Raw genomic sequence first — 26,349 nt, forward strand, 5'->3', positions numbered from 1 at the left:
TAAACCAATATTCTAGTCCAATTTATTCATAATTGTGAGGAATAACTTTGTTATAAGCTCCTCAAAGACTTAGTGGTAAGCGAAAGACGTGATTGGTTTGATCGTTAACAGCGATCAAACCAGTCACGTCTTTCGTCTTTTCAAAAGCTTTAGTAAACGTTTGAAGGACAAGCTGATTGTCGTTACGCAAACTTATCTGGTAAGCTACGATTTCATTGTTGAACAAATCTTTGATGCCAATAGATACAGCCAGTGGTCGCCTACTCGGATTCAGTTACATCCGTTATCCACTTTTGATTAAGGGCACTTGCCTTAAAGTTTTGCCGTAAGAGATTCTTTGCAACCCGACCTTCTACAGATGAACTATAGTTGCAACGATGCTTGCGGCGGATTCGGGAACGTAAGTTCATCTCCTGCATCAACCATATTTACCGTCGTAATTGTTGTACTCAACCGGGATCAAGTCATTAAGTGTCTTGTCTCGTCTATTTCTTTCCGCTTTTTATAGGCATAATAGCCGCTCCTGGTCCACATACTCTTACGTCGACCTCGTTGATTTATCAGTCCGAATTCACCATGCTACTTGTAGTTCCTCATCCATATCTAAATTCGGTGTCTGTCCGATATCTATAGATGTTCCCTAATCTGTCGGTATTACCAACTGTCCTCAATACTTAACTTGATGGCCAAACGAATCAGTTTGATTCATGCAGTATGATTAAATGTTCTGCTTGGATTTCGCCTCAAAATAGTCCAGAACGACCTCGCGGAATTCCAGAGCAGCCTGCGACATGTACCGACTTTTATGCCATAATAAAGCGATTTCTCGTACCAATTCGTGATCCTCAACTTGCAGATATTTGATCTTATCCCATGAAATCTTTGCCGTGCTTGGTATGAAAGCAAGGCCAATTTCGGCTTCTACAAGAGTGATCAGCCGTGTAGGTTCATCTCCCTCATATACATATTTAGGTGCAAATCCAGCCGATTTGCATACAGAGTCCACTAAATCGCGAGTACCGTAGCCTCTCTTTACACCGACAAAACATTCATCCCTTAGTTCTGTCAAGGCTACGCTGCTTCGATCTGCCAGACGATGTCCCATAGGAACAGCTACAAGAATGGGATCAATGAAGACAACTTGGCATTCAATGTCGTCCCCTTGTACAGGAGGCGAGGACAAGCAGAAATCGACCTCTCCTCGATGTAAAAGCGTAACCATTTCCTGTGTGGTCAGCATTTGCACATGAAATTGGATATTGGGCCGCTTATTACGAAACTCCCGAAGAATCTGGGGTAATGTGCTTGCGGCTGTAACCGCCAACTCGAGTGTACCAGATTCCGCACTGGACAAATCGTTAATCTCCTGCTTCCCCTGTTCCAATTCAAACAAAGCCCTTTCCACGCGGCGAAGGAATCTGTTTCCAAACTCATTCAATCGCAGTTTCCTCCCTGATCGATCGAATAGAGGGACCCCCAAATCTTCCTCCAGGCGTTGAATCGTTTTGCTTAGCGACGATTGCGTAACATGCAGACTTCGTGCAGCTTCGGTTACATGTTCCAATCGAGCTACCGCCAAAAAATATTGCAGTTGAAGAAGTTCCATTTTTCACTCTCCAATCATTCCTTTGGATCAATGATATCATAACATAAAATGCATTGGAGAGAATGTAAATTTTCAAGTAAGATAACAATATAACAAACATAAGGGGGCTCAAAAATGAATGCTCGCAGCAGGTGGTTAATGATATCCGTTGGACTTGGGATATTATTAAACCCATTAAATTCATCAATGATTTCTGTTGCTATTGCCAGGTTGCAACATGTATATAGCATTGATTTTACCGATGTATCCTGGATTATTTTTTCTTTTTACATTGCCAGTGCTATCGCCCAACCTGTAATGGGTAAGGCTAGTGATTTATTCGGGCGGAGGAAGATATTTCTGGCCGGTCTAGTTGTATCCTTGATTTCTTCTATACTGGCTCCATTTTCTCCGAATTTTGGATGGCTTATCGTGTCCCGAATCGTGCAATCGATCGGAACTAGTATGCTGGTTGCAGTTGGAACGGCTATTGTACGCGTTCATATTACGGAAAAGCAAGCGACTGCACTGGCAGGTTTGTCGATTTTCCTATCCGGTGCGGCAGCTATAGGACCTTTTGCCGGCGGGGTATTGATCCAATGGTGGGACTGGCCTGCGATCTTTATCGTCAATATTCCGTTCATAGTGGCAAGCTTTCTATTAGCTTGGAAGATGATTCCTAAGGACGGACCGGCAGCAACGGTTACACACGACATGTCATTTCGAAAATGGGTCGATAAATCAGGACCCAGACCCGCATTGATCGTATCCGCAATACTGATGACATTGGGTTCGGTCTGGATCGTGACATTGACTCAAACTTCACCGGTAATCAGTGTGAGCTTGGCGTTAGCTGCATTCGGTTTTAGCAACGGGTTGAACGCTGTGGGTATGCAGGCGGCTTTGTTTAAAAGTTCTCCAAAAGAAATTGCTGGTGTTGCATCTGGACTATTTAATACCTTGAGATACTTGGGTACGATTCTATCTTCACTGTTGACAGGCATCATCATGGGAGGTGCGTTCAACTTCGCAGGATTTCGACTGCTCGGGGTTTTCCTCACGGTCATTGCATTGTTCTTAGTATTTATGAGTCTGCGGCTCCGGTATTCAGGGCAATTGAAAGAATCGAGTGCAAGCAAGTAAATCAAAAAATAGGAGTTGAGTGTTATGACAATTGTCAATATTAGGATTACACCTCATGGGATCGAGCGTGGCAAGAAACGCTCAAGAATCATCAATCCCAAGGAGAGGAAGTTATCCGAAAGTGGAATGCGAAAGCACAAACGTTTGCGGCGAATACCCTTGGGGTAGTTTTGATCTTCAGCAATCGGGCGCGATTGTGGAACAACATAGGTAGAAATGATTCAACTATTTTATAAAAACCACACTTAAATCTGCTGGAGAAGAATACATTTTGATCAATCTTTTTTCAAAATGTATTCTTTTTATTTATCGTAAAAATTTAGATTGTGGGGTATTTTTGAACAAATTTTATTTCAAAGCTACAGATGTTGCTATAAAAGAAGAGGAATTAAAAAATTGTAATTTCATCCAGTGTGATTTTACAGGTACTCTCTTTAATGCTTCTATTTATATAGAATCGACCTTTACGAATTGTAATTTTTCTGGAGCGAATTTATTTGTGACAAAATTTGAAGAATGTAAAATGACAGGATCTGATTTTGAAGAGGCAAACTTAGACGGTTTGACAATTGTAGCAGGAGATTGATTGTATACAAATTTAAATAAACAAAAGTTAAAGGGTATTCGTTTAGTAGAAGCTGATTTGACGGGCGCCCAATTAGGGAAAGCAAAGCTTATGGGGGCAGACTTAAGGGGAGCAGTAATTGATAGAATCGATTTTAGGGAATTTGAATTAAAAAATGTGAGATTGGATATAACGCAGGCAATTGCTGTGGCGAGGTGTTACGGAGCGAAGGTGGATTAAATTATTTTTTTATTATTATAAGTTTTTATGAAAGATAATTTGAATAATAGGGTGATAGTTTGTTTAAAATAAAGAGCTAACTACATCCAGTTAGCTCTTTATTTTTCTCTAAAAAGGAACTTATTAAAGCGAATAATTCGATTGATATGTTGTTAAAACTTTAATTCTAGTATTAATCAATAAAAGCTGCTTTATAAGCTTGTTGAACTGCCTGAACTTCAGAAGAGTTTGCCCATATAAATTTGTGGCAACACGAATGCAGGCAGTTTTCAATTCTTTGAAATCAGATGACATATTTAATTCATCTGTATTTGCATAGTAGAAGATATCAAACATTTTATCTTCACCAATTCCTCGAACAGCTAGGTTATTATGAGTACCACCATTTGCAATTAAGTAAGCTACTTTATTAATAATGCTAGAATTGATATGTACCCCGCCATAATCACCATCACTAGTTAGCGGTAGGTTTTTATAGTCTTTAAAATCATCTGGATATGCTCCAAAGCCAGTAGAAAGAGAAGAGGGATTTGCCATATCTCTAAATACGTCTCCTGCTTGTTCACCTACTGTCCAGTTAAATGTTCCGTTGTTTGCATACTTTTCAACAGCTACACCAAAGATATCTGATAAAGCTTCATTAATGGCTCCTGATTGTCCTTCATATTTTAATTTAGACTCACTGGCAGTAACGGAATGGGTAAATTCATGTCCAGCGACATCATATGCCTTTACAAGAGGATCTCCATACACAAGCATGCTACTCGTACTAGAGTTAGAGCTTAGTGCATTAAACCATTGTTTAGGATCATTTGTTTCTGTAGAATCCCATGCGTGTACAACAGAAACTACTTTTTTACCAAGATCATCAAAACTATTACGCTTATATGTATCTTTATAGAAGTCATACACTTTTGTTGCCAAGTAATGTGCACTAACAGCTTTAGAATCGTTAAATGTTGTAGAAGCACTTGTTACTAGATTCCCAGGATATGCCCAGTCTTGTGTTGTAATATCTTTATAATTGACATCATATGTTTCAATACCTTTTCCGCGTGAGTAATCAGCTAATGCGTATTTTCCATTACTCTGTTGTGAAATTCCAAATGTACGAGTATTTCCAGAATCATCTTTACCTGTACCAGTTAGTGAAGAAAGACTCTTTTTCTTGTCGTTTTGTAACACTTGAACTAATTTTTTATCTACTTTTAAATTTGATTCTTGTACCATATCTTTTAAAATTTCACCATTAAAAGCATTCATTAAGTATGTTCCAGATACATACTGTGGTGTGGCAGCGCTAAATGTTACCTGATAAGCAGTTGTTGCTTTTTTTGTATTCTCATCTACATAAATTACTAACTTACTTTCAGCTTCATCAATAAATGTGATATCGTTACCATACTTCTTATATATATATTGCTTTGCATCATCTTTTGATAGTTTAACAGGGTTTTTTTAATCACTTTGTTGTTGTAAGTTTTGAGCGCTATCTCCTGAAATACTTTTGATTACCCCTTTTTTATCAACGTGTGCTGTAAGCTGATAACCATATACTTCGCGGTCTTCATAAGTTTGTTGCATACGTACTAACGTTGTGCCGTCATAAGAGGGGCGTTTTGGGTGACCTTAAAGTCTACCTTCTCTTCTTTGTTTACTTGTTTAGGAGATAAGACTTGCTTTGTTTTTTCTTTTAAGGCATCTTTCACTACATGTTCTGGAGCTTTTTGAGAAGGAAGAGTTAAGTCTCCTGCACGGTAATTATCATCTTCTATGTTGAGTTGTAATTGATCATTTGTTTGTGCATTTGCTAAATTGTATGGAGCGAATATGGATAAAGCAAGACCGGTCGAAATACCGATTGAAGTAATTCTATTCTTTTTATTCATATTATATCTCCTCCATTCTTATATTTTGAAAATTAAAACTTGATAGAATTGTAATACAGAATTATGTCGAATAAAAGAGAAAAACTTCATTTTATGTAAAAATATGCAAAATTGCATAGTTGCGTAGTTAAATATAAAAATAAGGAGGGATAGGTCCTGAAGGATTTGTTGAAATTTGGGTGAATAACTGTAGTGCAGTAGTTTATATGTCATATATGGTGAAGAGAGGGATACGGTTGATCATTAGGAAAGCTTTCTTAAACGAAGCAAATGAATTAAGTCATATAGCACTAACATCAAAAGCCACTTGGAATTACAGCGAAGAATTCATACTAGCATGTAAGGAAGATTTGACGATTACAGAAGAGTACATAAAAAGTAATGATGTATACGTTTTAGAAAAACAAGGTGTGGAAATTGGTTTTTTTTCATTCCAACGTAAAGAAGAAACGGCACTCGATTTTTTATATTTACATCCAAATTATAAGGGAAAAGGTTATGGTAACATTCTATGGAAAAGTGTCGTAGAAAAAGCGGCTGAATTAGGAATTAAGCGTTTTACAATTGATAGTGATCCAAATGCGAAAGGGTATTATATGAAAATGGGAGCAAAGTTAATTGGAGAGACACCTTCAACAGTTTTTAAAGATCGTGCTTTGCCACTTTTGCAATATGATGTATAAAAATGAGTATACATAGGAGATGCTGAAATGAGTGATTTAGAAATTGCACAAGTGCACGAGGTTTTAATAAAATCTTGGTCATTAGAAACAAGCTCAAAGTGGACGATAGAAAATCCAGCAAAAGGACAATGTGGTGTAACAGCACTTGTTATACATGATTTGTTTGGAGGAGACATAAAGAAGACGCAAGTTGGCGAAGCTTGGCACTTTTACAATGTTATAAATGGCAAGCGATATGATTTTACACAAGCACAATTTTTTGAAGAGATAGCCTATATGGATATTACTTCTAATAGAGAAGAAGCATTTGCAGACACAAATGAAAGGCAATATGATTCTTTAAAACAGAAAGTGCATATCTTTATGCAATAGAATTTGTATGAAGCGAAATATCTTTTGACTCTTAATACTTAATGAGTTACTATAATGGTGGTAACTCGTTAAAAGGAAAATACTTCATAGAGTTGAGAGGGGAAATACTTTTGAAAACAGCTTATGTAAGCGCTACGATTGCAACTTTAAATGAACAGAATGAAGTGTTACAAAACGGATATATCATTGTAGAAGATGGTAAAATTATAGAAGTGAAAAATGGTGAATTCTCTAATGAAAATCAAGTAGATGAAGTAGTAAATCTGAAAGGAAAATGGCTATTGCCAGGTCTTGTGAATACACATACGCATGTTGTGATGAGTCTTTTACGTGGCATTGGTGACGATATGCTATTACAACCATGGCTTGAAACGAGAATTTGGCCGCTTGAAAGTCAATTTACTCCAGAGCTTGCCGTTGCAAGTACAGAACTTGGCTTGTTAGAAATGGTGAAAAGCGGGACGACAACATTTTCTGATATGTTTAATCCAATTGGTGTGGATCAGGATGCGATTATGGAAACAGTTCGTAATAGTGGAATGCGTGCTGCAGTTTCAAGAACCTTATTTAGCTTTGGAACGAAAGAGGATGAACAGAAGGCAATTCAAGATGCAGAGCAATATGTAAAACGATATTACAGTGAAGATGGTATGTTAACAACGATGGTTGCTCCTCATAGCCCGTATACATGCTCTACAGAAATGTTAGAAGAGTGCGCGCGTATTGCAGTAGAAAATCAGACAATGGTTCACATTCACCTTTCCGAAACAGAGCGTGAAGTACGGGATATTGAAGTACAATATGGCAAACGTCCAGTAGCGTATGCAGCAAGTTGTGGTTTATTTAAGAGACCGACAGTTATTGCTCATGGAGTTGTGTTAAATGAAAATGAGCGCGCTTTCTTAGCAGAAAATGATGTTCGTGTTGCTCATAACCCAAATAGTAACTTAAAATTAGGGTCTGGTATAGCGGATGTTAGAGCAATGTTAGAAGCGGGAATCAAAGTGGGTATCGCAACAGATAGCGTGGCATCTAACAATAATTTAGATATGTTTGAAGAGCTCCGCGTCGCAACGTTATTGCAAAAGGGCATCCATAAAGATGCCACTGCATTACCAGTTGAAACAGCTCTTTCACTTGCAACAAAAGGAGCTGCAGAAGTAATTGGAATGAAACAAACGGGCTCAATTGAGGTAGGGAAATGTGCTGACTTTATTACAATAGATCCGTCCAATAAGCCACATTTACAACCAGCAGAAGAAGTATTGTCACACCTTGTGTATGCAGCAAGTGGAAAAGATGTATCTGATGTCATTATTAATGGAGAGCGTATTGTTTGGAATGGTGAATGCAAAACATTAGATGAAGAGCGGATTATTTTTGAAGCGAGTCGTTATAAGCGAGGATTAAAGATGTAGTTGTAAGGTAGAAATCACTGATGAAATAGAGAAAATTGATAAAAAATACTATCCTTTTTAGTAAATAAAAGAAGGATAGTGTTTTTTATTTTAGAATGCATACATATTCATTGAGATGTAACGGCTTTACAGTAATATTTCTGTTATAATATATAACGCTTTATAATATTATTTGAATTTAAGGAGAAAAATTCATGAAGCAACATGAGACACGATTAATAGTATTTATACTTACAACAGCTTTACTTTTAACAGCTTGTAGTAGCAAAACTGTTAAAACAAATGAAGTAGCAAAAAAACAGGTGTTAAACGTAACTGTATCAGAAGAAATTCCTTCCCTTGATACAGCGAAAGCGATGGACGGTACATCATCACATGTAATGCAAAATATATTTGAAGGGTTATATGTACTGGATCATCAAGATAAGCCTATTCCTGGTGTGGCGAAGTCTTTTGAGAGAAGTGAGGATGGGAAAAGATATATATTCCATTTGCGTAAAGATGCAAAATGGTCAAATGGGGAATCGGTAACAGCATATGATTTTACTTTTGCGTGGAAACGGGTATTGAGTCCTGAAACAGCAGCTCAATATGCATACTTGCTGTTTGATATAAAAAACGCGAAAGAAATAAATAAAGGTATATTGGCTGCTGATCAACTAGGAGTAAAGGTATTAGATAATTATACGCTAGAAGTGCAATTAGAACAGCCTGTCCCATATTTACTACAATTATTAGCATTACCTGTTTATTTACCACAGCACGAATCGTTTGTGAAAGAACAAGGAAATAGATATGGATTAGAGCCAAATAATCTTATATACAATGGGGCGTTTGTGTTAGAAAAATGGAAGCATGAACAAGAATTTCAACTGAAGAAAAACAATACATATTGGGATAAGAAGCAAGTGAAGCTAGAGGCTATAAATTTTCATATTGTAAAAGATACAATGACGGCTGTAAATTTATATGAATCTGGTAGTATTGATCGTGCTCCTGTTAGTGCAACATTTGTAGATCAATACAAGGGAAAAAAGGAATTGCATATGAAAAAAGAATCTGCGATAGCCATGTTACGTTTTAATGAAAGGAATGCTACGTTAGCAAATAAAAAAATCAGGCAATCTATTTCTTTAGCACTGAATAAAGAGGGATTTGTAAATCACTTTATCAATAATGGTGCAACACCTGCAGAAGGTCTTATCCCGATAGGATATAAGAATGAAACAAATGGAAAAGATTTTCGACAGGAAAATGGTAATCTTGCTGTGTATGATTTGCAAAAGGCTAAACAAATTTGGGAAGATGCAAAAAAAGAACTTAGTACAGAAAGTGTTACACTTGAATTTTTAACATTTGAACAAGACAATGCAAAACGTATAGCAGAATATATAAAAGGAGAGCTTGAAAAGCACTTACTAGGCTTAAAGATACAGATTAAGCAGCAACCATCTAAACAAAAATTACAGCTTGAACAAACAGGACAGTATGATATATCCATGGTAGTGTGGGGGCCAGATTACAAAGATCCTATAAATTACTTAGAGTTATTTACGACAGATAATTCGAATAATAAAATGAAGTATTCAAATTCGTATTATGACGATCTTATAAATAAAGCTAAACATGATATTGTATTAGATCGACAGAAAAGATGGGAATATTTACAAGAAGCAGAAAGAGTATTGTTAGCAGATGTTGCTGTTGCTCCTCTTTATCATACTGGCCTAGCATACATACAAAAGGAATATGTAAAAGGAATTGAAAAGCATCAATTTGGTGGTGTGTATACGTATAAAAATGCTTATTTAAGTGAAAGATAGATTGAATTAAAAAGCTAAGACGTATGTGTCTTAGCTTTTTTAGTGTCTACAAAAACAATGTTTAGAGAATAAATCGTGTGTTTTCAAATTCTAATCTTATAGCTATGTTAATATAAAATGGTGGAATATATTTCAAATATATATCACCGCAATATTGTACATAAAGATATTGGACGTATTAAATTTCTTAAAAGTGATTATCTCTCTTGATATAAGAGGTTTTTTTGTTTTATGCGAGTGATATCGCTTGTACATATATTTTTTTCTTTAGTATCATGGCATTAAGAGTTATCAGAGTAAAACAATACCAATAATAATTGTACATAATTAGGGATTGTTTGTTTCAGTTTTAGGAGGACATAGCCTCGGTGCGAGGACCTTGAATTTAAAAACAAGCAGTAACAGCTAAATACATATAGAACAACTGTCAGAAAGTTGAGGGAGATTTATACATGATGAATATGAATATGGCGGAGAATAACAAAAGCATAGGTGTCTTGCCTATGTATAAATTTGAGTTCTTTACAGATATTATGTGGATTGATTGGTATGGCGATGAAAAGAAGTTTGCATTGATATCAGTGAGAAGGATAGATCAAGAAAGTGGAGCAACAGTCAAAGTCATACATCCGGTATCGGAATTCCTTTTAAGTAAATATGCATCCAGTAAACCTAATACGATGAAGAAGTATGCGGACATTTTAGTGGTTTTTTTAAACTATATCCAGAAGAATAGAAAACACTTAAAATTAGATTCTCTTTCCGGATTGAAGATATCTCATGGTATAGAGTTTTTAAATCATTTGGGGACGGACGTAAAGGTGAGTAATGGAACTGTAAGGCTGTACGAAAGAACGTTGACTAATTTTTACGTCTTCTTAGCCACGAAGGGCTTTCTACCTGAAACTCCACTGAATCAGTTTGTAAAAAAACAGAATCAATGGGGAAAAAAATACTATTTATCACCATTTAAGGGAGTTAAGTATCCTAAATCGGCTAATACAAAAAAAGAGCACATTTTTCCGATACAATACCTGACTTTACTGATAGAGATATCCATCTTGGTAGCGCCTAGGATAACTTTAGGAATTTACATGCAATTTATGGGTGGGCTTCGCAATGGAGAAGTTGTTAATATCATAAGAACGCAAGCAACACGAAGGATAAAAAATGGTGATTTTATACTCGATATCAAAACTAGAAACTTTAGAACAGATATCAAAGACCATGCGAGTTCGGCGGTTAAACGAGAAAGGACTCAAGAGATTTTCAATGTCAAAGGTTGGTTGAGTGTGTTGTTTGAAGACCACCTAATAAAATATAAACCATTAGACGGTAGTAACGCGCTCTTTGTGAACGCAGAGGGAAGGGCGATGACAAGTAAGAGCTACAGTCAGTATTTCAATAAGGTGAAAAAAGAGTTCTGCAACTACTTAAAAGTGTACGGAGATAAAGATGATATCGCGGTGTCTGACCACCTTAGAACGGTAGATTGGTCAACACATATCGGAAGAGGAACGTTCACCAATATGGTTGCAGAACGGACAGATAATCCGTTTTTGCTTGCTTATAAACGTGGTGATAAAGAGGTAAACTCTGCGCTTCCTTACATAGCTAAAACAACAAGGATTCGGGAGAAGATTGAGAAAACGTTCAGCAATTTAAACAATGAATATATACCGAGTTTGGTAGAAAGACGAAAAAATAATGATTACTGATGGTGAAAGGTACGGTGGAGATGAAACAATTTGGTAATATACCCGAAGGGTACTTGACTGGTAAAGATGTCGCTTTCGAGGAGAGTCAAAAGGTGGCTCTAAAAGGAAAGGTCAAAAAGTGGCTGATACCTAAACAATCAGTTGATGAAATCGAGTTGAGGTTAAAATACATTTCTGAAAACTATTACACCATTAAGCAATTAGCTGATAAATTGGGTGTTATTGATGTAAGAGTCAAAAGGTTGATAGATGACGGAAGTATTGAGGTAGAAGAGATAACAATAGTCAAATTTACGAGTACATATATTCTGACAGAACAACCTAAAGTCAAAGAATTGTTGTCGCAAAAAGAAAGTATAGACAAAAAGGTTTTTATAAGTCGGGCTGCTGCTGCTGAATTTGGAGCAACAGTTGCTGTGATAAGCTACGATGAACGTAGATTGTTAGATACAGAGAAATTCTCGTATTTCAATGTTATCTATTTAAACAAAGAAGCGATAAGACGGGTTCTAGGTCAAAAAAACGTAAAAGACGGTTATATGACAATAAAAGACGCGGCAGATAAACTTGAACTGTCCACTACTACCCTGGCTATCTATTGCAGCAATGGCACAATTAAAAATGCGCTTAAAACAAAAGGTAGTTGGATTATTCCATGCGATTATGTTGAAGACGTTTTAAAGAAACGAAGAGAGCAATCAGAGAAAAGTCAGAAGTATATGACGCTTGTTGATTTTTGTGAAAAAGTTGGGCACAGTTGGAAAGTTGTAAAAACGAGAATTAAAAATGGGAATTTACTCGATTTCATTCAAATGGGTAATAAATGGTTTATCCCTGTCGGGGAAGTTTCTAAATACATTGATAATACGGATTGGCTACAAAGGAAAGCTCCTCCAAAAACGCGTAGTGATGAATACTATTCAAAAGATTCCATGCTTAAAGAGTTCGAAGAACGTATTTCTGAAATTGCTAGCCCTCATTTACCTGAACTCACTGATTTGTATATGCAATATTTCAAAGAATATATGGGCAAAACCAGGCAAGAGGGATATAAGTTAAAATCCTTGACTACAGATTATGTTAACGTGTATCAGAAGATTATCTTGTTGATATCTACTGATATTGGCAAAGGTATCGAAGATACCATTGAAGCTGCTTTATTAAAAACAACAGCAGCTCATAGGCTTCAAGTAGTGTTTTCAGCGTTCTTAAACTTTGCGTTTGGAATGAAAGATATAGTGCCTAAAAAAGAATTCAAAGTAAGCAGAAATGAAGATGATGGAGACGAGGAGTTTGAAGTAGCGCCATATTCTCCAGATGTATATCAAGATATTAATCTGTACGCAAGAGAATTAGAGGAACATATCCCCAGGGCTCTGAGAAGTGCTTCTTATGCGAATATGTGGGTGTATGTGCTACTTCACCTGACAGATGTGTGGAGACATAAGGATATAGTAGAAAAGTTGCCGGAAATCAACTTAGAACAAATTGGTGTAACCCAACATGCGTGGTTTAAAGAGAATAGGTTGACTTTGGAGCAGTGTCAGAAGATAATAAACGAACTTCGCGTAAAGCTAAGACCGGAGGTTACGAATAAAACAAGGGCTTATCTAACGTTTTTGGTTGAGCCTACTCTAGTGGAATGTGTGGGACATGCCCTAGTTATCTCAGAGATTCATAGAAGGAAAAAAGATGATGATATCCTTTTATATACTTTTCTTGTTCGTAATAATGTCGCTACAGTCGGTAAACAGCATCGTAAGTTCTTTGATAGAAAACCTGAACTTAAAGAGTTTAGAAATCGCAAGATGAACCGAAGTACAATGACCTATTTACATTATCACATCGTAGAAGAAGATGCGGACAATGCTGATATGGCTCTTAATTTAGCTAAACAAGCCCGTTCTCATGAACGGGAAGACTCAACGAGTATATATGTTAAGTTGATGAATAAAGATGGTTCTGTGAATCGGGTAGCATCCAATCTGTTCAAACGAGGTCACTTTGGTTGGTTATATAATTACATCATTCTAAGCGCTTTGGAGGGAACAGGGGTGGTTCATTCATTGGAAGAAAGAACAAGAGCGATAGAGGGTTTTAGAGAAGATGTAGCTCCTAGGGGGCTTGAAGATTGGGCGCAATTAATGCATGAAAATGCCTTAAAAAGACAACAATTAATTCTTCAATTGTCCAAGATGCCTAAAGAGGAACTATTGGGGTTAATTAGGAAGATATTTAATCAACAAATGCCTGCAAAAACGAGTCCTGGTCAGTGTATGGTTTATTCAAATTGTAAGTATCCAAGCAGAAAGAATTGCTTCGGTTGTGAGTATTTTATCCCGCAATTTTATGTTCTAATTGAAGCTGCCACAGAGTTTAAGAGGGTCGTGAAATCTATGGTTGAGGCTAGATATGAAACAACATTTATAAGAGATAAACAGCTATTTATGACCATTATGACTATCTTTAAAGAGGCAAATCAGATATATTCTCCAGAACAGGTCTCTGGGTTCCTTCCTAAGAAGGAAATAAAAGAGGCAATTAGTAGCATACAAGCAAAAACTTTTATAGAGTAGGTGTTTTCGTGGAAGTAAGAAGCGTCTTAAACTCAGATAAAAACTATAAGGTTGAGGTAACAGAGAGATACACTTTTGATGCCAAGACAAACCTTGAGCAATATAAAGAGTTGTTTGAGGGAATGAAGAAAACCGGTTACGTGAAAGCTCATTCTTTCAGTGATATCACTTGGTACTTACCTTGTCCGGTTAAACACAAGGATATCCAGTTTAATTTCAGTGTAGGTAGATTTAATTCGTTTAGTTCTTCTCTCAAGTCATTTGTCTTGCTCCGAAGAAAATCAGGTAAAAAACCATCAACTATCAAGGACGATTTAAAACGATTAAAGACTGTCATAATAGAAACCGAAGGTTTGCGAGATGCAGAAAGTATTAAAGAATTTTTTCTTACGCCAAGGGATACAAATGAAACTTATCGTATGTGTTACACGTTGGTGAATTACCTTGAATTCAATCCAATTCCTAGCATGCACAGCAAAGTGAAGGAGATTTTCGAGGGATTAAAATATCCGACTTATAACAATCGGGATTTGCCTCCTTTTGAAGATGTATTAACTTTTGATGATTGTATTAATAGGTATTTTAGGGAAAATTCTTTAGAGGATACTGTGAGGTTTTATCCTCTATACCTTTGGTGGTCTATCACAAACATCATTCCGATGCGAGTAATTGAGTTTCTTCGAATAAAAAGGGACTGTTTAAAGGAAAAGGACGATGGCTCGCTTTGGATCACTATTCCACGCTATAAATTAAATTTTTCCTCGCCAGAGGAAACTCATTGGGAACACACGCTTCTTATAGATGCAAATACCCATCGGTTAGTTGAAAATTACGTGTTTAAGTTAAGAGAAATGAACATTGATTCCGAGTACCTAATTCCTCCTCTAAACTGGATAAATGACAGGTTTCGAACATCATATACTGTGTCTGATGATGTTACCAACGGAACCAACTTCAATAATCTAATCCGTTTTTTTTATGAAGAAATGGTGGAAGAGCAATTTGGAGAGATTGGGTTGTCGCCCGTAACTGCTGGTGATACAAGGCACTTCGCTATTATGAATCTGTTTCTGCAAGGATTTAACGTACTTACAATAACTCGTTTAGCAGGTCATGACGAGATAAGCTCTCCGAGCAATTATTTTACCCACGCAAAACATTACGCCACCTCCTTTGTGTATAAATTAGCACAGAGAAAAGTGGAGGGAGGAATCGGTTCTGCAATGGATGATGGTTTTATTGGAGTAAGAGCGCAAAAAGTTAGAGAAGCCCAAGTGAAGAAGAGTTTTGAAGAAGATTGGCGTAGAGTTGAATTTGGTTTTTGTAAGGATACAGATAACTTTCCAAGAAACTGTATCGAAGATTGTAGGTTATGCGATTTTTACGCATTTAGACCAAGCGTTGGTGAATGGGGAGACGGTATTAAATGGCTAGAAAGCTATTCCAAGGAACTTGAACAGCATATGACTGATACGCTCAATTTACTGGCGACGGTGAGTACCGATACTTATGAGAAGTTGAAAGGTATTGAAAAAATAAATGAAACTGAGAGTAAGTCACTGGCTGTTCAGTTTTTTAAATACTTAGACCACAAAGCAATAATCGATGCTAGGATAATGGAGGAAAAGGAAGAAGATGAGTCAGAAAACTGAGTACATTAGACGTGTATCAAAAGGTATACAAAAATGGATTAATAATAAGTATCCTGAAAGTGGAAAGGTAAGGGTTAATGGAGACAGGGGACCTTTCAGTAGATTTTCAAACGACGACCTTGTGGATATTGCACTTGAAGTCAAAAAAGAGCTAAGGGGCGAAGTAATTAACCCTAGTGTCCTTGAACAAGCCACAGGTGGTATCATCGGGAGACAAATATGGCGTAGAAGGATTTCGGAAGAAATAGAACGAATTAATATGCCTGTAATAGATGGTCGAGAGTTCGGTGTGACAGAACACGATGAAATAAATCACGTAAACATTGAATATATTGTGGAACGGTATAGTAGCAATCCACGCGAACTGGTTAATCAATTATACCATCTTGAGGAGTCTAGAATTCGGTTGTACGCCAAGGTTAGGGACTTAGAAAAAAATAACGAAAATCTTAGTAAGTTCAAAGATGAAAACGAGAAGTTATCAAAGGAAAATGAGAAGCTCAAGAAAGAGTTGGCTCATTATATCCATCTATCTAATAACCTGTATGTTTCATCTTATTTTCCAGATAAGCGTAGGAAAGTTGGAATTGAGGGTAATGCGATTGATATGGAATTGAATCCGGAGAAGAGCACAACTACTAACCTGCATGTACTATTTCCATCAGCGAAAGAAATAGTAGCGAGCAAGGAACAGGTTGAAGAACTTTTAGAGCCGAAAGCTCGAAGAGCCGGTGAGGAATTAGTGGACGATATCAGGGATGAATTTGGGGACCTACTGGCTGATTAAACCCTTTCGGGTTTGGTCAGCTTTTTGTTCCGTTAAAAAAATGTATTAGACTAAATAGTTACTATGGAATTAATACAATGACTCCATTTTGAAAAAAGTTCGATCAAAATGGAGTACTCTTTTTAGCTAATTTTAAGATTTTTATAAAAAAATCCAATCGTGTTCTAACCGTATATTTCAAAATTACGACCGATTATGAAATATACAGCATAAATTCAGTTCCTACACATTGTATGGGGATTTTTTCATAAAAAAAGATACCATAAGGTGCCTTCCTCCGATTTGAACCATTTTAATTTAAACAATAGATATATTATGGGAATTTACCTAAGAAAATTGTATTTTGTTTGGGAGAAAACGGGATTTTACTGTTTTGCAAGTAGGGAATGAATGTATTACTATGAGGTTGTTCACCTTTAAAAGTGTTGGTTTGGAATAAAGTTTGATCAGAAATATCCCCCAAACCCGTATTTTAAGTTAAACGATAAGAACCCGTTTTGAAAAAAAGATTGATCAAAACGGGTTAAGCCTTTGTGAAATACTATGCAATTTTTATAATAAAGTTTGATCATTTTCTACCGATGATCTTAAACAATCGCGCCCGTTTGCGGTATTTTAAATTGTTACCCCTTTGCCCTTTTTGGCCAAATAAAATTGCTTATGGCAATCAGAAAATCAATACCTAACACAAGTGTCCATAATTTTAGAAACCCAGCCAACACTTCTGTTCGGGAAAAATCGTTAATTAAATAGATTAGGACGAATAAAATTCCAGCACCTATTAGAAAGGCAAGCACATGTTGTCCCCAACTTTTAAAGTAGTGTTTCGCATAATCGATGCCAAATCTTTTAACTGGTTTCGATCCTTGTTTCATCACATAATATTGAAAGCGTATATCAGCCCATTCAATCATACTTCTACCGAATGCGATAGAGATTCCAATATACACAGCAGCAATTGCATGCACTTTGGTAGCAGTCGCACCACGATACAAGTCTACACCCGTAGCAACCAATAAAATTAAATCAATGACAGGTGTCAAGGCTAGGAAAAACAATCCTAATTTATTTCTTTTAAGGATATATCGTGTGAATAGACCTAAAGTGATAACAACCCAAAACCCTATTTCACATGCAACGATTAACCACGCAATTACATTCACCCCAGCACCCCTTTGTACGACGCACGCAATTACTTGTTTCCCCTTAATAGTTCAACAAAATGGCCCGTTCGTATAACCTTATATTACTTTTACCATAGGAACCCCCTTCAGATAAAGCATATCCAAAGGGGCAAAACGGTGCAACTTTTTTATAAACGGTTCATCTTTTTTCAAAACGGTACGACTTTATTTCAAACCCACAAAAAGTATTGTTTTTACACTTGATCCCTGCACATTGTGTGGGGATTTTTTTTATAAGAGGTAGAACCACATTGCCATCAATTTAAGAAATTCATTGTTCCTCAAAATGAAAAAACGAGCTGAATTCCCATAAATAAATGTAGAAAGAACAAACTTCGTTTTGGATACATTTCAAAGTCTCAAGTCGATAGGCATATGGCGGCTCATTTCTAGAATTTTTTTTATGTCAATGATAGAAATATATTTTTTATTATGGCTACTTTTCAACTAGTTCGATATCATCAAGATAGGCATCAAAGTTGAACCCGGAAAGCTCACCAATGTAGAATTCACTTGAATTAATAGAATTTGGAGTAGTAAATTCGAACGATTTTTGTTCATACTGTGAGGAAGTAAATACCATATCAGCTAGGGTTCTTCCATCAACCAATACTAATGCCCCTACGTATCTACTAGGAGTAGTTACTTTTCCAGATGCGGACAGTATGTATGTAGTATTAGGCTTCAAAGTTATGGATTCAAACAACGCTGAAGCACCTAATGAGTTTAAATGAAGTCCTTTAGAATTATTTACCCCTGCATGCTCTTCAATATTGTATTTCATATTGCCGTCCCATGGTTTAAGAGGTTCTATACTTGAATTGTGGTCAAAATCCATATTTAAAATATAAGATTTCTCCTTTTCCTTTAATTGTACATTATCAAACTTAACCCTCCCATTTGCTGTAGAAGCAAGTTTGACAGCAAAGTTTGACACATCCTCCTCTGTTTTAAACTTTATCTCATGATGTTCTGGCTTAAATCCTGTATACTGCTTCTTTGTTAATGGAACTATTTCTTGAGTGGCATTCAGATTACCTACTGTTACTTCTGATGGAGAACCTATACTTCCCGCTATATCAAATGTTAATGTATATTCTGTATTCGGCTTTACAGTAACAAGCTGATAGGCTGTGTCTGCATGTATTAATTTCAGATAATGATTGCCTGTTTCAGAAGTACTGATATTCTAGGTAGAAGAATTAGGATTAGATAAAATCCAGTTATTTAGCCCATCCTCAAAGTCTCCATTCCTAACTTGTTCATTTGCAGATGGACTATCTGCTGATACAATACCTGAAAAATCTATACTGGCACTTAATACAATTGCTGTAGAAAATACCCCTATACCGATTTTTTTAAACAATTTCTTCATCTCCTTTGGTCAGATTAAAATTTATTTTTTCATACTTTCTATATATATTTGGATAAACCTTCCAAAGAACAACTTTATTTATAAATGATTTATAGGTTATTTTCAATTGAAAGATCTTCAACATATACAAGGACACTTTGCTCAAATTGGACGGATAAAGAAAGCATATTAAGAGAGCATAGTGACCTATTAACTAACGAAAGCGTCAGTTCCACTTGCTCGTTTATTAAGGTTATTAGTATCATTTTGAACAAACATTATTCCAAAGCTACATTAATAAAACACACGGCAAGCTTATGGGTTAATAATTAACTCACGGCCAATTTATGCTTCCAATTCCGTTGAATAATTAGATAATCACCTACAAAAATAAGTGTTTTCTGGCCAACTTATGCTTCCTTTAGCGGTAGCTTTATGGGTAAAGTCACAAAAAGTTCCGTTAAAGATTTCATCTTTTTAAGAGAATGTCGTCAATGCGGTATGAAGAAAATCATATAGCCCTATCCAGGGCTTTTTTCTTTGTAAAATAAAAAGCACCCGAATGGACACTTAATTTTTCCTTCTCTAACTAAGTTATCGATGTATTAAGATGGATAATGGGCAAAGCAAATTAATGCATTACAAGAGAAAGATGGTAAATGTTATATAATACATAAGTATTCGATAGATCGTTAGTGTCTATATTATAAATCGGGGAGGCTTGAAATACATGGACAGCGTATGGCCTATTGGAGAGAAAAATGGATGTTTTACTATAATTGGTGGTTTTGAAGCATATCAAGAAGAAGTTGCTAAAGAACGAATTGCAGACCTAGAACAAAAAAAGCAAAAGTTTATAAATGGGGAAAGGATTAATGGGAATAATTTTGATTCTGTAGATGCTTATGATAGAACGATACAAATTATTAAGTCTGTCAAGAGATACAAATGCCAGTGTAAATGCGGAAAAGTAGATTATCTTACTCAGAATTTCTTTTTAAGCAAAAGACATAGAGATTGCGGGGATAATTGTGCGGTAAAGCAGGAACGTGAGAGAAAAAGGATAGCTTCATATCCTAGAGTAAAGGACGAAAGTTATTATGATGATTATTCTAATACTACGCATGAATCGCTAGATATATTAGAATGTATTGATGAAAATTATGAGGGGAAACCTATTATATTTGATAGAGGAAGAAGAGGAAAGGAAGGTGGCAAATGTAAAGTATATAAGTTATATAGATGTCGTTGTTATCTGTGCGGTAAAGAACATAAATTTAAGTCATCAGATTTTAAGATAAAAAATGATGGCCGCGGATCTAGAGCGAAAGATGGATATTATTGTGATGCTTATTGTGACTGTCATAACATTTCATCATTTCAATGGCGAACTATAAAAATACTGAGAGAACATAATGTAGCATATAGAGTTGAATATTCGTTTCAAGACTTATATGGTGTAGGGCGTAAGAACTTGTTGCGTTATGATTTTGCTGTTCTCGGTTCAGATAATAGCATTAAATGTCTTATTGAGTGTCAAGGTGAACAGCATTATAAGCCTGTAGATGAGTTCGGTGGTGTTTCACAATATGAGTCTCAAGTAGAGAATGACAAATTAAAACGTGCTTATGCCAAGTCACATAATATATCTTTATTCGAAATTAAATATACTTGTAATACATACGAAAAGGAAATAGAATTTCTTAAAACTGCTGGAATCATTTAATCATATATTTTCAGATATCGATTAACTTAACGGCACTTGTCAAGATGCACCGAGCCAATGAGATAATGGTTGTTAGATATCGGATTAAGAGAGCATAAAATTCCAATTTATCGGTGAGCTTGATTTGAAAGTACATAAGACACTTCAGTGTCTTTTTTTTATATCATCGCCAATTTTCCCAGTCACACGTAAACCATTATAAACGTAAACGTGTTAAACCTTGATTTTATAAGGATTAAAGTTATGTCCTTAAAGGTATACCTTTACAGATACATAGGAAACTATAAAAAACCACGTCTATAAACATCCGTTTCTCATTTTACAGACATCCGTTTATTTTATATACCTTTACAGACATAATTGTTATAATTATCAATGAGGTGTAGCATATGAAACATAAAAAATTTGGATATGTGCGAGTTTCGAGTAAAGATCAAAACGAAGAACGGCAAATTCAGAATATGAAGAATTTAGGGATAGAAGAACGGGATATTTTCATAGATAAAGAATCTGGAAAAAATATGGAGCGAGAGAATTATCAAATGCTAAAACGTCTTGTTCGTACAGGAGATACCATTGTGTTTGATTCCTTGACAAGACTTGGAAGAAATATGAATGATACATTAGAAGAATTTAGATATTACGAAAAACATAAAGTAAATTTACAATTTATAAAGGAACCATACATTAACGTCAATTACACTGGAGAAAGTACAAATGATGTTATTCAGAGCGCAATTCAAAAAGCAACACTGACAATATTATCTGCCTTTGCAGAAAAAGAGCGCATTGATATTAAACAACGTCAAGCTGAAGGAATTGCTCTTGCCAGAAAACAAGGTAGACGTTTAGGACGTCCGCCTGTCGAAATAACAGAAGAATTTACGGATGCTTACAAGGAATGGAAATCTGGTTCAATTACAGCAGTAGGAGCCATGAAAAAGTATGGCATCAAACGTTCTTCTTTTTATAAGCTTGCTAAACAGTATGAGGAAAGAATAAAAGAATAGAGAGACAAAATTTTAATTTGTTAAGATAGTAATTGAGGTAGCACCAACATTCGTTAAAATGTGGGTGGGCCCCCTTTTAGCAAAACCGGAGTGGAAATGATGAGTATAAATAGTTTTGTGGGATTGATAAAGGACGAATTATTAAAAGAGTTAAGCATAAGAAGTGAGGATGAATTCGAGCCTGTAGTAGTTAAAGATATTCCTAGACTTTGGAAGTGTTTAGGGACAGGTAATTATGCCGCAGTATTTATGCACAAAGAATACAAAGATTGGGTAGTGAAAGTTTACGCGCGAGAAGGAGAAGGAATTGAAAAAGAGTCAGAAGTATACCGAAGAATCGGAAATCATCCTTCTTATTCGAAGCTTATATATAAAGGAGAAAATTTCATAGTATTGAAACGTTTAAAAGAAATTACCTTATACGATGCTATTCATAAGGGGATTAAAATTCCTAAGCAGGTAATCCTTGATATCAATGAAGCTTTAGAGTATGCAAGGGAACAAGGATTAACTCCTTGTGATGTTCACGGGAAAAATGTGATGATGGAAAACGGAAGGGGATATGTAGTCGATGTATCTGATTTCTTAAAAACAAAAGAAGATAGTAAGTGGAGAGACCTAGAAAAGGCATATTTTACATTTTACTTGCCTTTCATTTATAAATTGCCTTTCCCTGTTAAAATACCGTATTTCATGTTAAACATTGTTAGACGTTCATATAGAAAATATAAGAATCTTAAAAAGAAATTCAAATTGTAAAAGGACCACATACTGGGGTACCGCTAGCATTCCGGAAAAATACCACGCTAAGAGTATGCAGGATTTTATACAGTTTTTCGGCTAATCTAGTAACAAACGGGAATCCGAAATACGGCACCATTGCAGAAATGTGTAAAATTCTGTATATTTTATAATATCGGAGAGTAAGAGAATCCCTTGGTATAAAAGGATTCCTGACGATATCCAACTTTTTATAATGTTACGTGGTTCTGGTGCGAAAATAGCTTACTAGGAATATAGAACAGCAATCCCCTGTTAACTTTGAGATTAAACGGCTAATCCAAATAACTTATGAATGACTTCAACCTCATTTTGGACAGATTTCACCCTTTGGTGAAGTTGTCTTTTTTTCATCATATGCATGGCTTCGATACCTCTCAAAATCAAGGTTGCTGTACGAAATGATTTTAATCCTAACATGGAACGAACCCTCTTCTTTATAAAACGATGATTCTGTTCCACGATATTGTTAAGATATTTACATTGTCTTATCTGTACGCCTTCAGGTATACGTTTCTCCTCTTTTAATTCTTGTATCGCCAGTGGATAAGCCGGATTCTTATCCACCGTAATGACGCGAGGTTTAGAAATATGAAAAGACCGCAAAGCTTTCTTGAAGAATCGCTTTGCAGCCTTTGTGTCTCTTGTTTCACTGAGATAAAAATCAATTGTGTTTCCTTCGGAATCCACTGCACGATACAGATAAATCCATTGACCTTTTACTTTGATATACGTTTCATCGACTCTCCACGAGTCATTTGTTGGCTTAAGATGACGCCGTATTCTTTCATCTAATTCTGGTCCATATTGATGAACCCAACGCATAATGGTTGTGTGAGCGATGGATAATCCACGTTCCTCCATCATTTCCACCAAATCACGAAAACTCAGGTTGTACCGTAGGTACCATCTCACCATTAATAAAATGATGTCAGGTTGATAATGTTTCCATTTAAATAAATTGTCCTTTTCCATACCGAGCACACACCTTTTTTAGAGTAATACTATCAGTATGTCCAAGTTTAGGAGATTACTTGCAAGAGCTTTAAAGTTTTTGCACCAGAACCAGAAAGACTTAGCATTTGATCCATTAAAATATGAACCAATTGGACTCAAAGCAACAGATCCAATTGATGGAGATATAACAGATAAAATTACTGTAAAATTTAATAATGTCGATACCTCGAAACCAGGTAAATACCATGTAACATATAAAGTGATAAATAGTTATGAAAAAATTGATGAAAAAACAATTGCCGTTACGGTACCTGTTATTGATGATGGGTGGGAGAATGGCGATCCGACAGGATGGAAATTCTTCTCTGGTGAAACCATTACTCTAGAAGAAGATGAAGAGAATGCTCTTAATGGAAAATGGGTATTTTATGCTGATAAACATGTAGCAATATACAAACAAGTAGAGTTGAAGAATAATACCCCTTATCAAATTACAGTATATGTTAAACCAGAAGATGAAGGAACTGTGGCACACCATATTGTTAAAGTATCTTTCAAATCGGATTCTGCTGGTCAAGAAAGTGAAGAGATTCTAAATGAAAGATTAATTGATGCAGAACAGATACAAAAAGGATACAGAAAGTTAACAAGTATTCCATTTACACCAACAACAATTGTTCCCAACAAAAAACCAGTGATAATTGTTGAAAACTTTTTACCAGGATGGATAGGTGGAGTTAGAATCATTGTAGAGCCTACAAAGTAAGACTTGTAAACTAGCTTCTAATAAATGTATTTAAAAAAGAAGAAACACAGAGATTTTTAGCTCTGTGTTTCTTCCAGTTTACGCTGATTGATTGCTCGATAAAGAAAACCTTTTAAATAGAGGCGAACGAGATGACTTTTACGAATGCTTTGTTATTAGCTGGATATGAAAAATATCTGATTCTGTTATATCTAGCATCTTCATTTTTAAATATTTGAGTAAGTTGGCGTACTACCCCATCAACATCAGGTTAAGAAATTGGTTGTTCCCCAACTGTAAATAGATAAAATTTTCGTTTTGGGGGTAATTCAAAATATTAGCTTGATGGGCATGGGGCGGGACCCCACATCCATCAACTTAAGGATTTAGACTATTTTTGAAGTTAAAAGCACGTTACTATTCTCTTATGTTAATGAGAAAGGGTGACGTGCTTTTTATGAATATGAACCAAAAACAAGAGTTATCTTTATTTGCCGAAGAGTTATATCGATATATGTCTCCCGCTACACTTAATCAATTAGCTATAGAAGCAGGCGGGATGAAACGAAAACGTAAGTGCCACGGGCACCATTTCTTATCTTTGTGTGTATGGCTAAATCAACAAGTCGCTACTACCTCTCTTACTCAACTTTGTAGTCAATTAGAAACTTCAACAGGAGTTTTATTAAGTCCGGAGGGACTTAATCGACGATTTAACTCGGCTTCTGTAGCCTTCTTTCGAACTGTATTTACTACACTTCTACAAGCCAAGATTGGAGGAGTATCTAAGATTTCTCATTCTCTTTCTGCTTATTTTGAGCGGATTCGCATCCTTGATTCTACAACCTTCCAAGTTCCAGATCGGTTCGCAGCTACTTATCCTGGTGCCGGAGGATGTAGTCATAAAGCTGGTGTGAAAATTCAACTAGAGTATGATTTGTTGAGTGGAGAATTTTCTGATGTGGAAATTGAACCAGGAAAACGAAGTGATCAGGCATATAGTGCGACTCGAACAGGAATGGCACAAAAGAATGAACTATATATTCGTGACTTAGGATATTTTCGTTTACAAGATTTTAAGTCTATTCAAGATAAGCAAGGATACTATTTATCACGTCTTAAGTTACCAACTAAAATATATAGAAAAGAATTCGAAACAGTGGTCTTTAAAACAAAACCAGCTCAATTAAAACAGGTATATATACAAATTCATTTGGAAGACATCATGAAACAATTACAACCTGGCCAAGTGTATGAATTACATGATGTATATGTAGGGAGTAAAGACAAACTGCCTACTCGCATTGTGGTTTATAGATGTACCGAGGAGCAAAAACAGAAACGCCTACGCGATCGAGCGATTCGCGAAAAGAAAAAAGGGATTACATATACAGAGCGTACGAAACTTTTACAAGGAATTACGGTATATATGACAAATATTCCTACGGAATGGGTACCAAAAGAGAAAATCTATGATTTATATTCACTACGTTGGCAAATTGAACTGTTATTTAAAATATGGAAATCTTGGTTTCAAATTCATCGTTGTAAATCTATTAAACAAGAGCGATTAGAATGTCACCTTTATGGACAACTCATTAGTATTTTATTATGTTCTTCTACTATGTTTAAAATGCGAGAACTCCTGTTACGTAAGAAACAAAAAGAGCTAAGTGAATACAAAGCGATGTACATAATTAAGAATTATTTTTTACTTTTTCACCACGCATTACACAAAAACACCCAAGAGCTATCAAAGGTTCTCCTTCGTCTGTTTAACCTCCTACAGCGCAACGGACGAAAATCTCATCGATACGAGAAAAAGACAGTCTTTGATATTTTGGGTGTTGTTTATGAGTATACCACTTCTACTCATCAGGTAGCATAGTAAAAAATTGAAACCCGTCAGGGTTTATTTGGTATGCGCACTTTTATAAAATCTATAAAAGATTATAAAAAACTACGTGGAAAGACCAAACTTTATATAAAAATACACTTTAAGTTGATGGATGTGGGGCGGGACCCCATCGCTATCAAGCTAACAAAACAAAATACCCCCTAAAATAAAAAAATACGCTATTCTTTCTGTAGAATCATAGGAAAGGATGGCGTTTTTATATGTCTATTTCTGTATCTGATGAA

Annotated in this window: 18 protein-coding genes and 3 pseudogenes; 16 read left to right on the top strand and 5 right to left on the bottom strand. The window is 35.8% G+C overall.

Features of this window, described 5'->3' with window-relative positions:
• Window positions 1-718: 718 nt before the first annotated feature.
• The gene (locus J4P91_RS03090; protein ID WP_207992908.1) at window positions 719-1,606 is read right to left on the bottom strand and encodes a LysR family transcriptional regulator; all 888 of its coding nucleotides are present in this window, start codon (window positions 1,604-1,606) and stop codon (window positions 719-721) included.
• 114 nt (window positions 1,607-1,720) lie between these two features.
• On the opposite strand from J4P91_RS03090, the gene J4P91_RS03095 reads away from it, so the two are divergent.
• Both J4P91_RS03095 and J4P91_RS03100 read left to right on the top strand, forming a co-directional pair.
• Entirely contained in the window at window positions 1,721-2,728 is a 1,008-nt protein-coding gene (locus tag J4P91_RS03095) for an MFS transporter (protein WP_207992909.1), read from the top strand.
• A gap of 304 nt (window positions 2,729-3,032) precedes the next feature.
• Window positions 3,033-3,533 (top strand): annotated as a pseudogene (locus J4P91_RS03100) (pentapeptide repeat-containing protein).
• A 172-nt stretch (window positions 3,534-3,705) separates the two neighbouring features.
• On the opposite strand, the pseudogene J4P91_RS03105 reads toward J4P91_RS03100, so the two are convergent.
• Window positions 3,706-5,422 (bottom strand): annotated as a pseudogene (locus J4P91_RS03105) (M4 family metallopeptidase).
• A 236-nt stretch (window positions 5,423-5,658) separates the two neighbouring features.
• Between J4P91_RS03105 and J4P91_RS03110 the strand changes: the two are divergent.
• From J4P91_RS03110 to J4P91_RS03150, 8 genes are all read left to right on the top strand, one after another.
• Window positions 5,659-6,105, top strand: coding sequence for a GNAT family N-acetyltransferase (locus J4P91_RS03110; protein ID WP_207992910.1), 447 nt, complete (start codon window positions 5,659-5,661; stop codon window positions 6,103-6,105).
• 27 nt (window positions 6,106-6,132) lie between these two features.
• Complete coding sequence (locus J4P91_RS03115) at window positions 6,133-6,477, top strand: YunG family protein (RefSeq protein ID WP_207992911.1); 345 nt, start codon at window positions 6,133-6,135, stop codon at window positions 6,475-6,477.
• A gap of 92 nt (window positions 6,478-6,569) precedes the next feature.
• The gene (locus tag J4P91_RS03120; protein ID WP_207992912.1) at window positions 6,570-7,895 is read left to right on the top strand and encodes a bifunctional S-methyl-5'-thioadenosine deaminase/S-adenosylhomocysteine deaminase; all 1,326 of its coding nucleotides are present in this window, start codon (window positions 6,570-6,572) and stop codon (window positions 7,893-7,895) included.
• Window positions 7,896-8,089: 194 nt separating this feature from the next.
• Window positions 8,090-9,718, top strand: a complete 1,629-nt coding sequence (locus J4P91_RS03125; protein WP_207992913.1) for a peptide ABC transporter substrate-binding protein — start codon at window positions 8,090-8,092, stop codon at window positions 9,716-9,718.
• 452 nt (window positions 9,719-10,170) lie between these two features.
• Entirely contained in the window at window positions 10,171-11,436 is a 1,266-nt protein-coding gene (locus J4P91_RS28735; RefSeq protein ID WP_243763676.1) for a hypothetical protein, read from the top strand.
• A gap of 14 nt (window positions 11,437-11,450) precedes the next feature.
• A complete protein-coding gene (locus tag J4P91_RS03140) occupies window positions 11,451-14,012 on the top strand; it encodes a helix-turn-helix domain-containing protein (RefSeq protein WP_207992915.1) in 2,562 nt (853 codons plus the stop codon).
• Between the two features lie 8 nt (window positions 14,013-14,020).
• The gene (locus J4P91_RS03145) at window positions 14,021-15,664 is read left to right on the top strand and encodes a site-specific integrase (protein ID WP_207992916.1); all 1,644 of its coding nucleotides are present in this window, start codon (window positions 14,021-14,023) and stop codon (window positions 15,662-15,664) included.
• Window positions 15,648-16,451: an MreC domain-containing protein gene (locus J4P91_RS03150; RefSeq protein WP_207992917.1), complete on the top strand. Its 804-nt coding sequence runs from the start codon at window positions 15,648-15,650 to the stop codon at window positions 16,449-16,451. The genes J4P91_RS03145 and J4P91_RS03150 overlap by 17 nt, the downstream gene beginning before the upstream one ends.
• Before the next feature lie 623 nt (window positions 16,452-17,074).
• On the opposite strand, the gene J4P91_RS03155 is transcribed toward J4P91_RS03150, so the two are convergent.
• Window positions 17,075-17,614, bottom strand: coding sequence for a hypothetical protein (locus J4P91_RS03155; RefSeq protein ID WP_098212294.1), 540 nt, complete (start codon window positions 17,612-17,614; stop codon window positions 17,075-17,077).
• Between the two features lie 457 nt (window positions 17,615-18,071).
• Window positions 18,072-19,001, bottom strand: a pseudogene (locus J4P91_RS03160) (carbohydrate binding domain-containing protein).
• A gap of 423 nt (window positions 19,002-19,424) precedes the next feature.
• Between J4P91_RS03160 and J4P91_RS29890 the strand changes: the two are divergent.
• The 4 genes from J4P91_RS29890 (at window position 19,425) to J4P91_RS03175 (ending at window position 22,484) form a co-directional block, all read left to right on the top strand.
• Window positions 19,425-19,508 carry a DUF8096 family protein gene (locus tag J4P91_RS29890; RefSeq protein ID WP_483862138.1) on the top strand — a complete coding sequence of 28 codons (84 nt, stop codon included), beginning with the start codon at window positions 19,425-19,427 and terminating at the stop codon, window positions 19,506-19,508.
• A 211-nt stretch (window positions 19,509-19,719) separates the two neighbouring features.
• Window positions 19,720-20,715 carry a hypothetical protein gene (locus tag J4P91_RS03165; RefSeq protein ID WP_207992918.1) on the top strand — a complete coding sequence of 332 codons (996 nt, stop codon included), beginning with the start codon at window positions 19,720-19,722 and terminating at the stop codon, window positions 20,713-20,715.
• Window positions 20,716-21,104: 389 nt separating this feature from the next.
• Complete coding sequence (locus tag J4P91_RS03170; protein WP_207992919.1) at window positions 21,105-21,725, top strand: recombinase family protein; 621 nt, start codon at window positions 21,105-21,107, stop codon at window positions 21,723-21,725.
• A gap of 99 nt (window positions 21,726-21,824) precedes the next feature.
• Window positions 21,825-22,484 (top strand): protein kinase family protein, encoded by a 660-nt coding sequence (locus J4P91_RS03175; RefSeq protein WP_207992920.1) that lies wholly within the window; start codon window positions 21,825-21,827, stop codon window positions 22,482-22,484.
• 288 nt (window positions 22,485-22,772) lie between these two features.
• Here J4P91_RS03175 and J4P91_RS03180 read toward each other — a convergent pair whose 3' ends face one another.
• On the bottom strand, window positions 22,773-23,480 hold the full coding sequence (locus J4P91_RS03180; protein WP_207992921.1) for an IS6 family transposase: 708 nt from the start codon (window positions 23,478-23,480) through the stop codon (window positions 22,773-22,775).
• 79 nt (window positions 23,481-23,559) lie between these two features.
• Here J4P91_RS03180 and J4P91_RS03185 point away from each other — a divergent pair, with 79 nt between their 5' ends.
• Window positions 23,560-24,228: an immunoglobulin-like domain-containing protein gene (locus tag J4P91_RS03185; protein ID WP_243763677.1), complete on the top strand. Its 669-nt coding sequence runs from the start codon at window positions 23,560-23,562 to the stop codon at window positions 24,226-24,228.
• Between the two features lie 436 nt (window positions 24,229-24,664).
• Window positions 24,665-26,095: an IS4 family transposase gene (locus tag J4P91_RS03190; protein WP_207992922.1), complete on the top strand. Its 1,431-nt coding sequence runs from the start codon at window positions 24,665-24,667 to the stop codon at window positions 26,093-26,095.
• Window positions 26,096-26,349: the final 254 nt, after the last annotated feature.

Origin of the sequence: Bacillus sp. XF8 (assembly GCF_017498755.1) — a bacterium.
Lineage (GTDB): Bacteria > Bacillota > Bacilli > Bacillales > Bacillaceae_G > Bacillus_A > Bacillus_A bingmayongensis.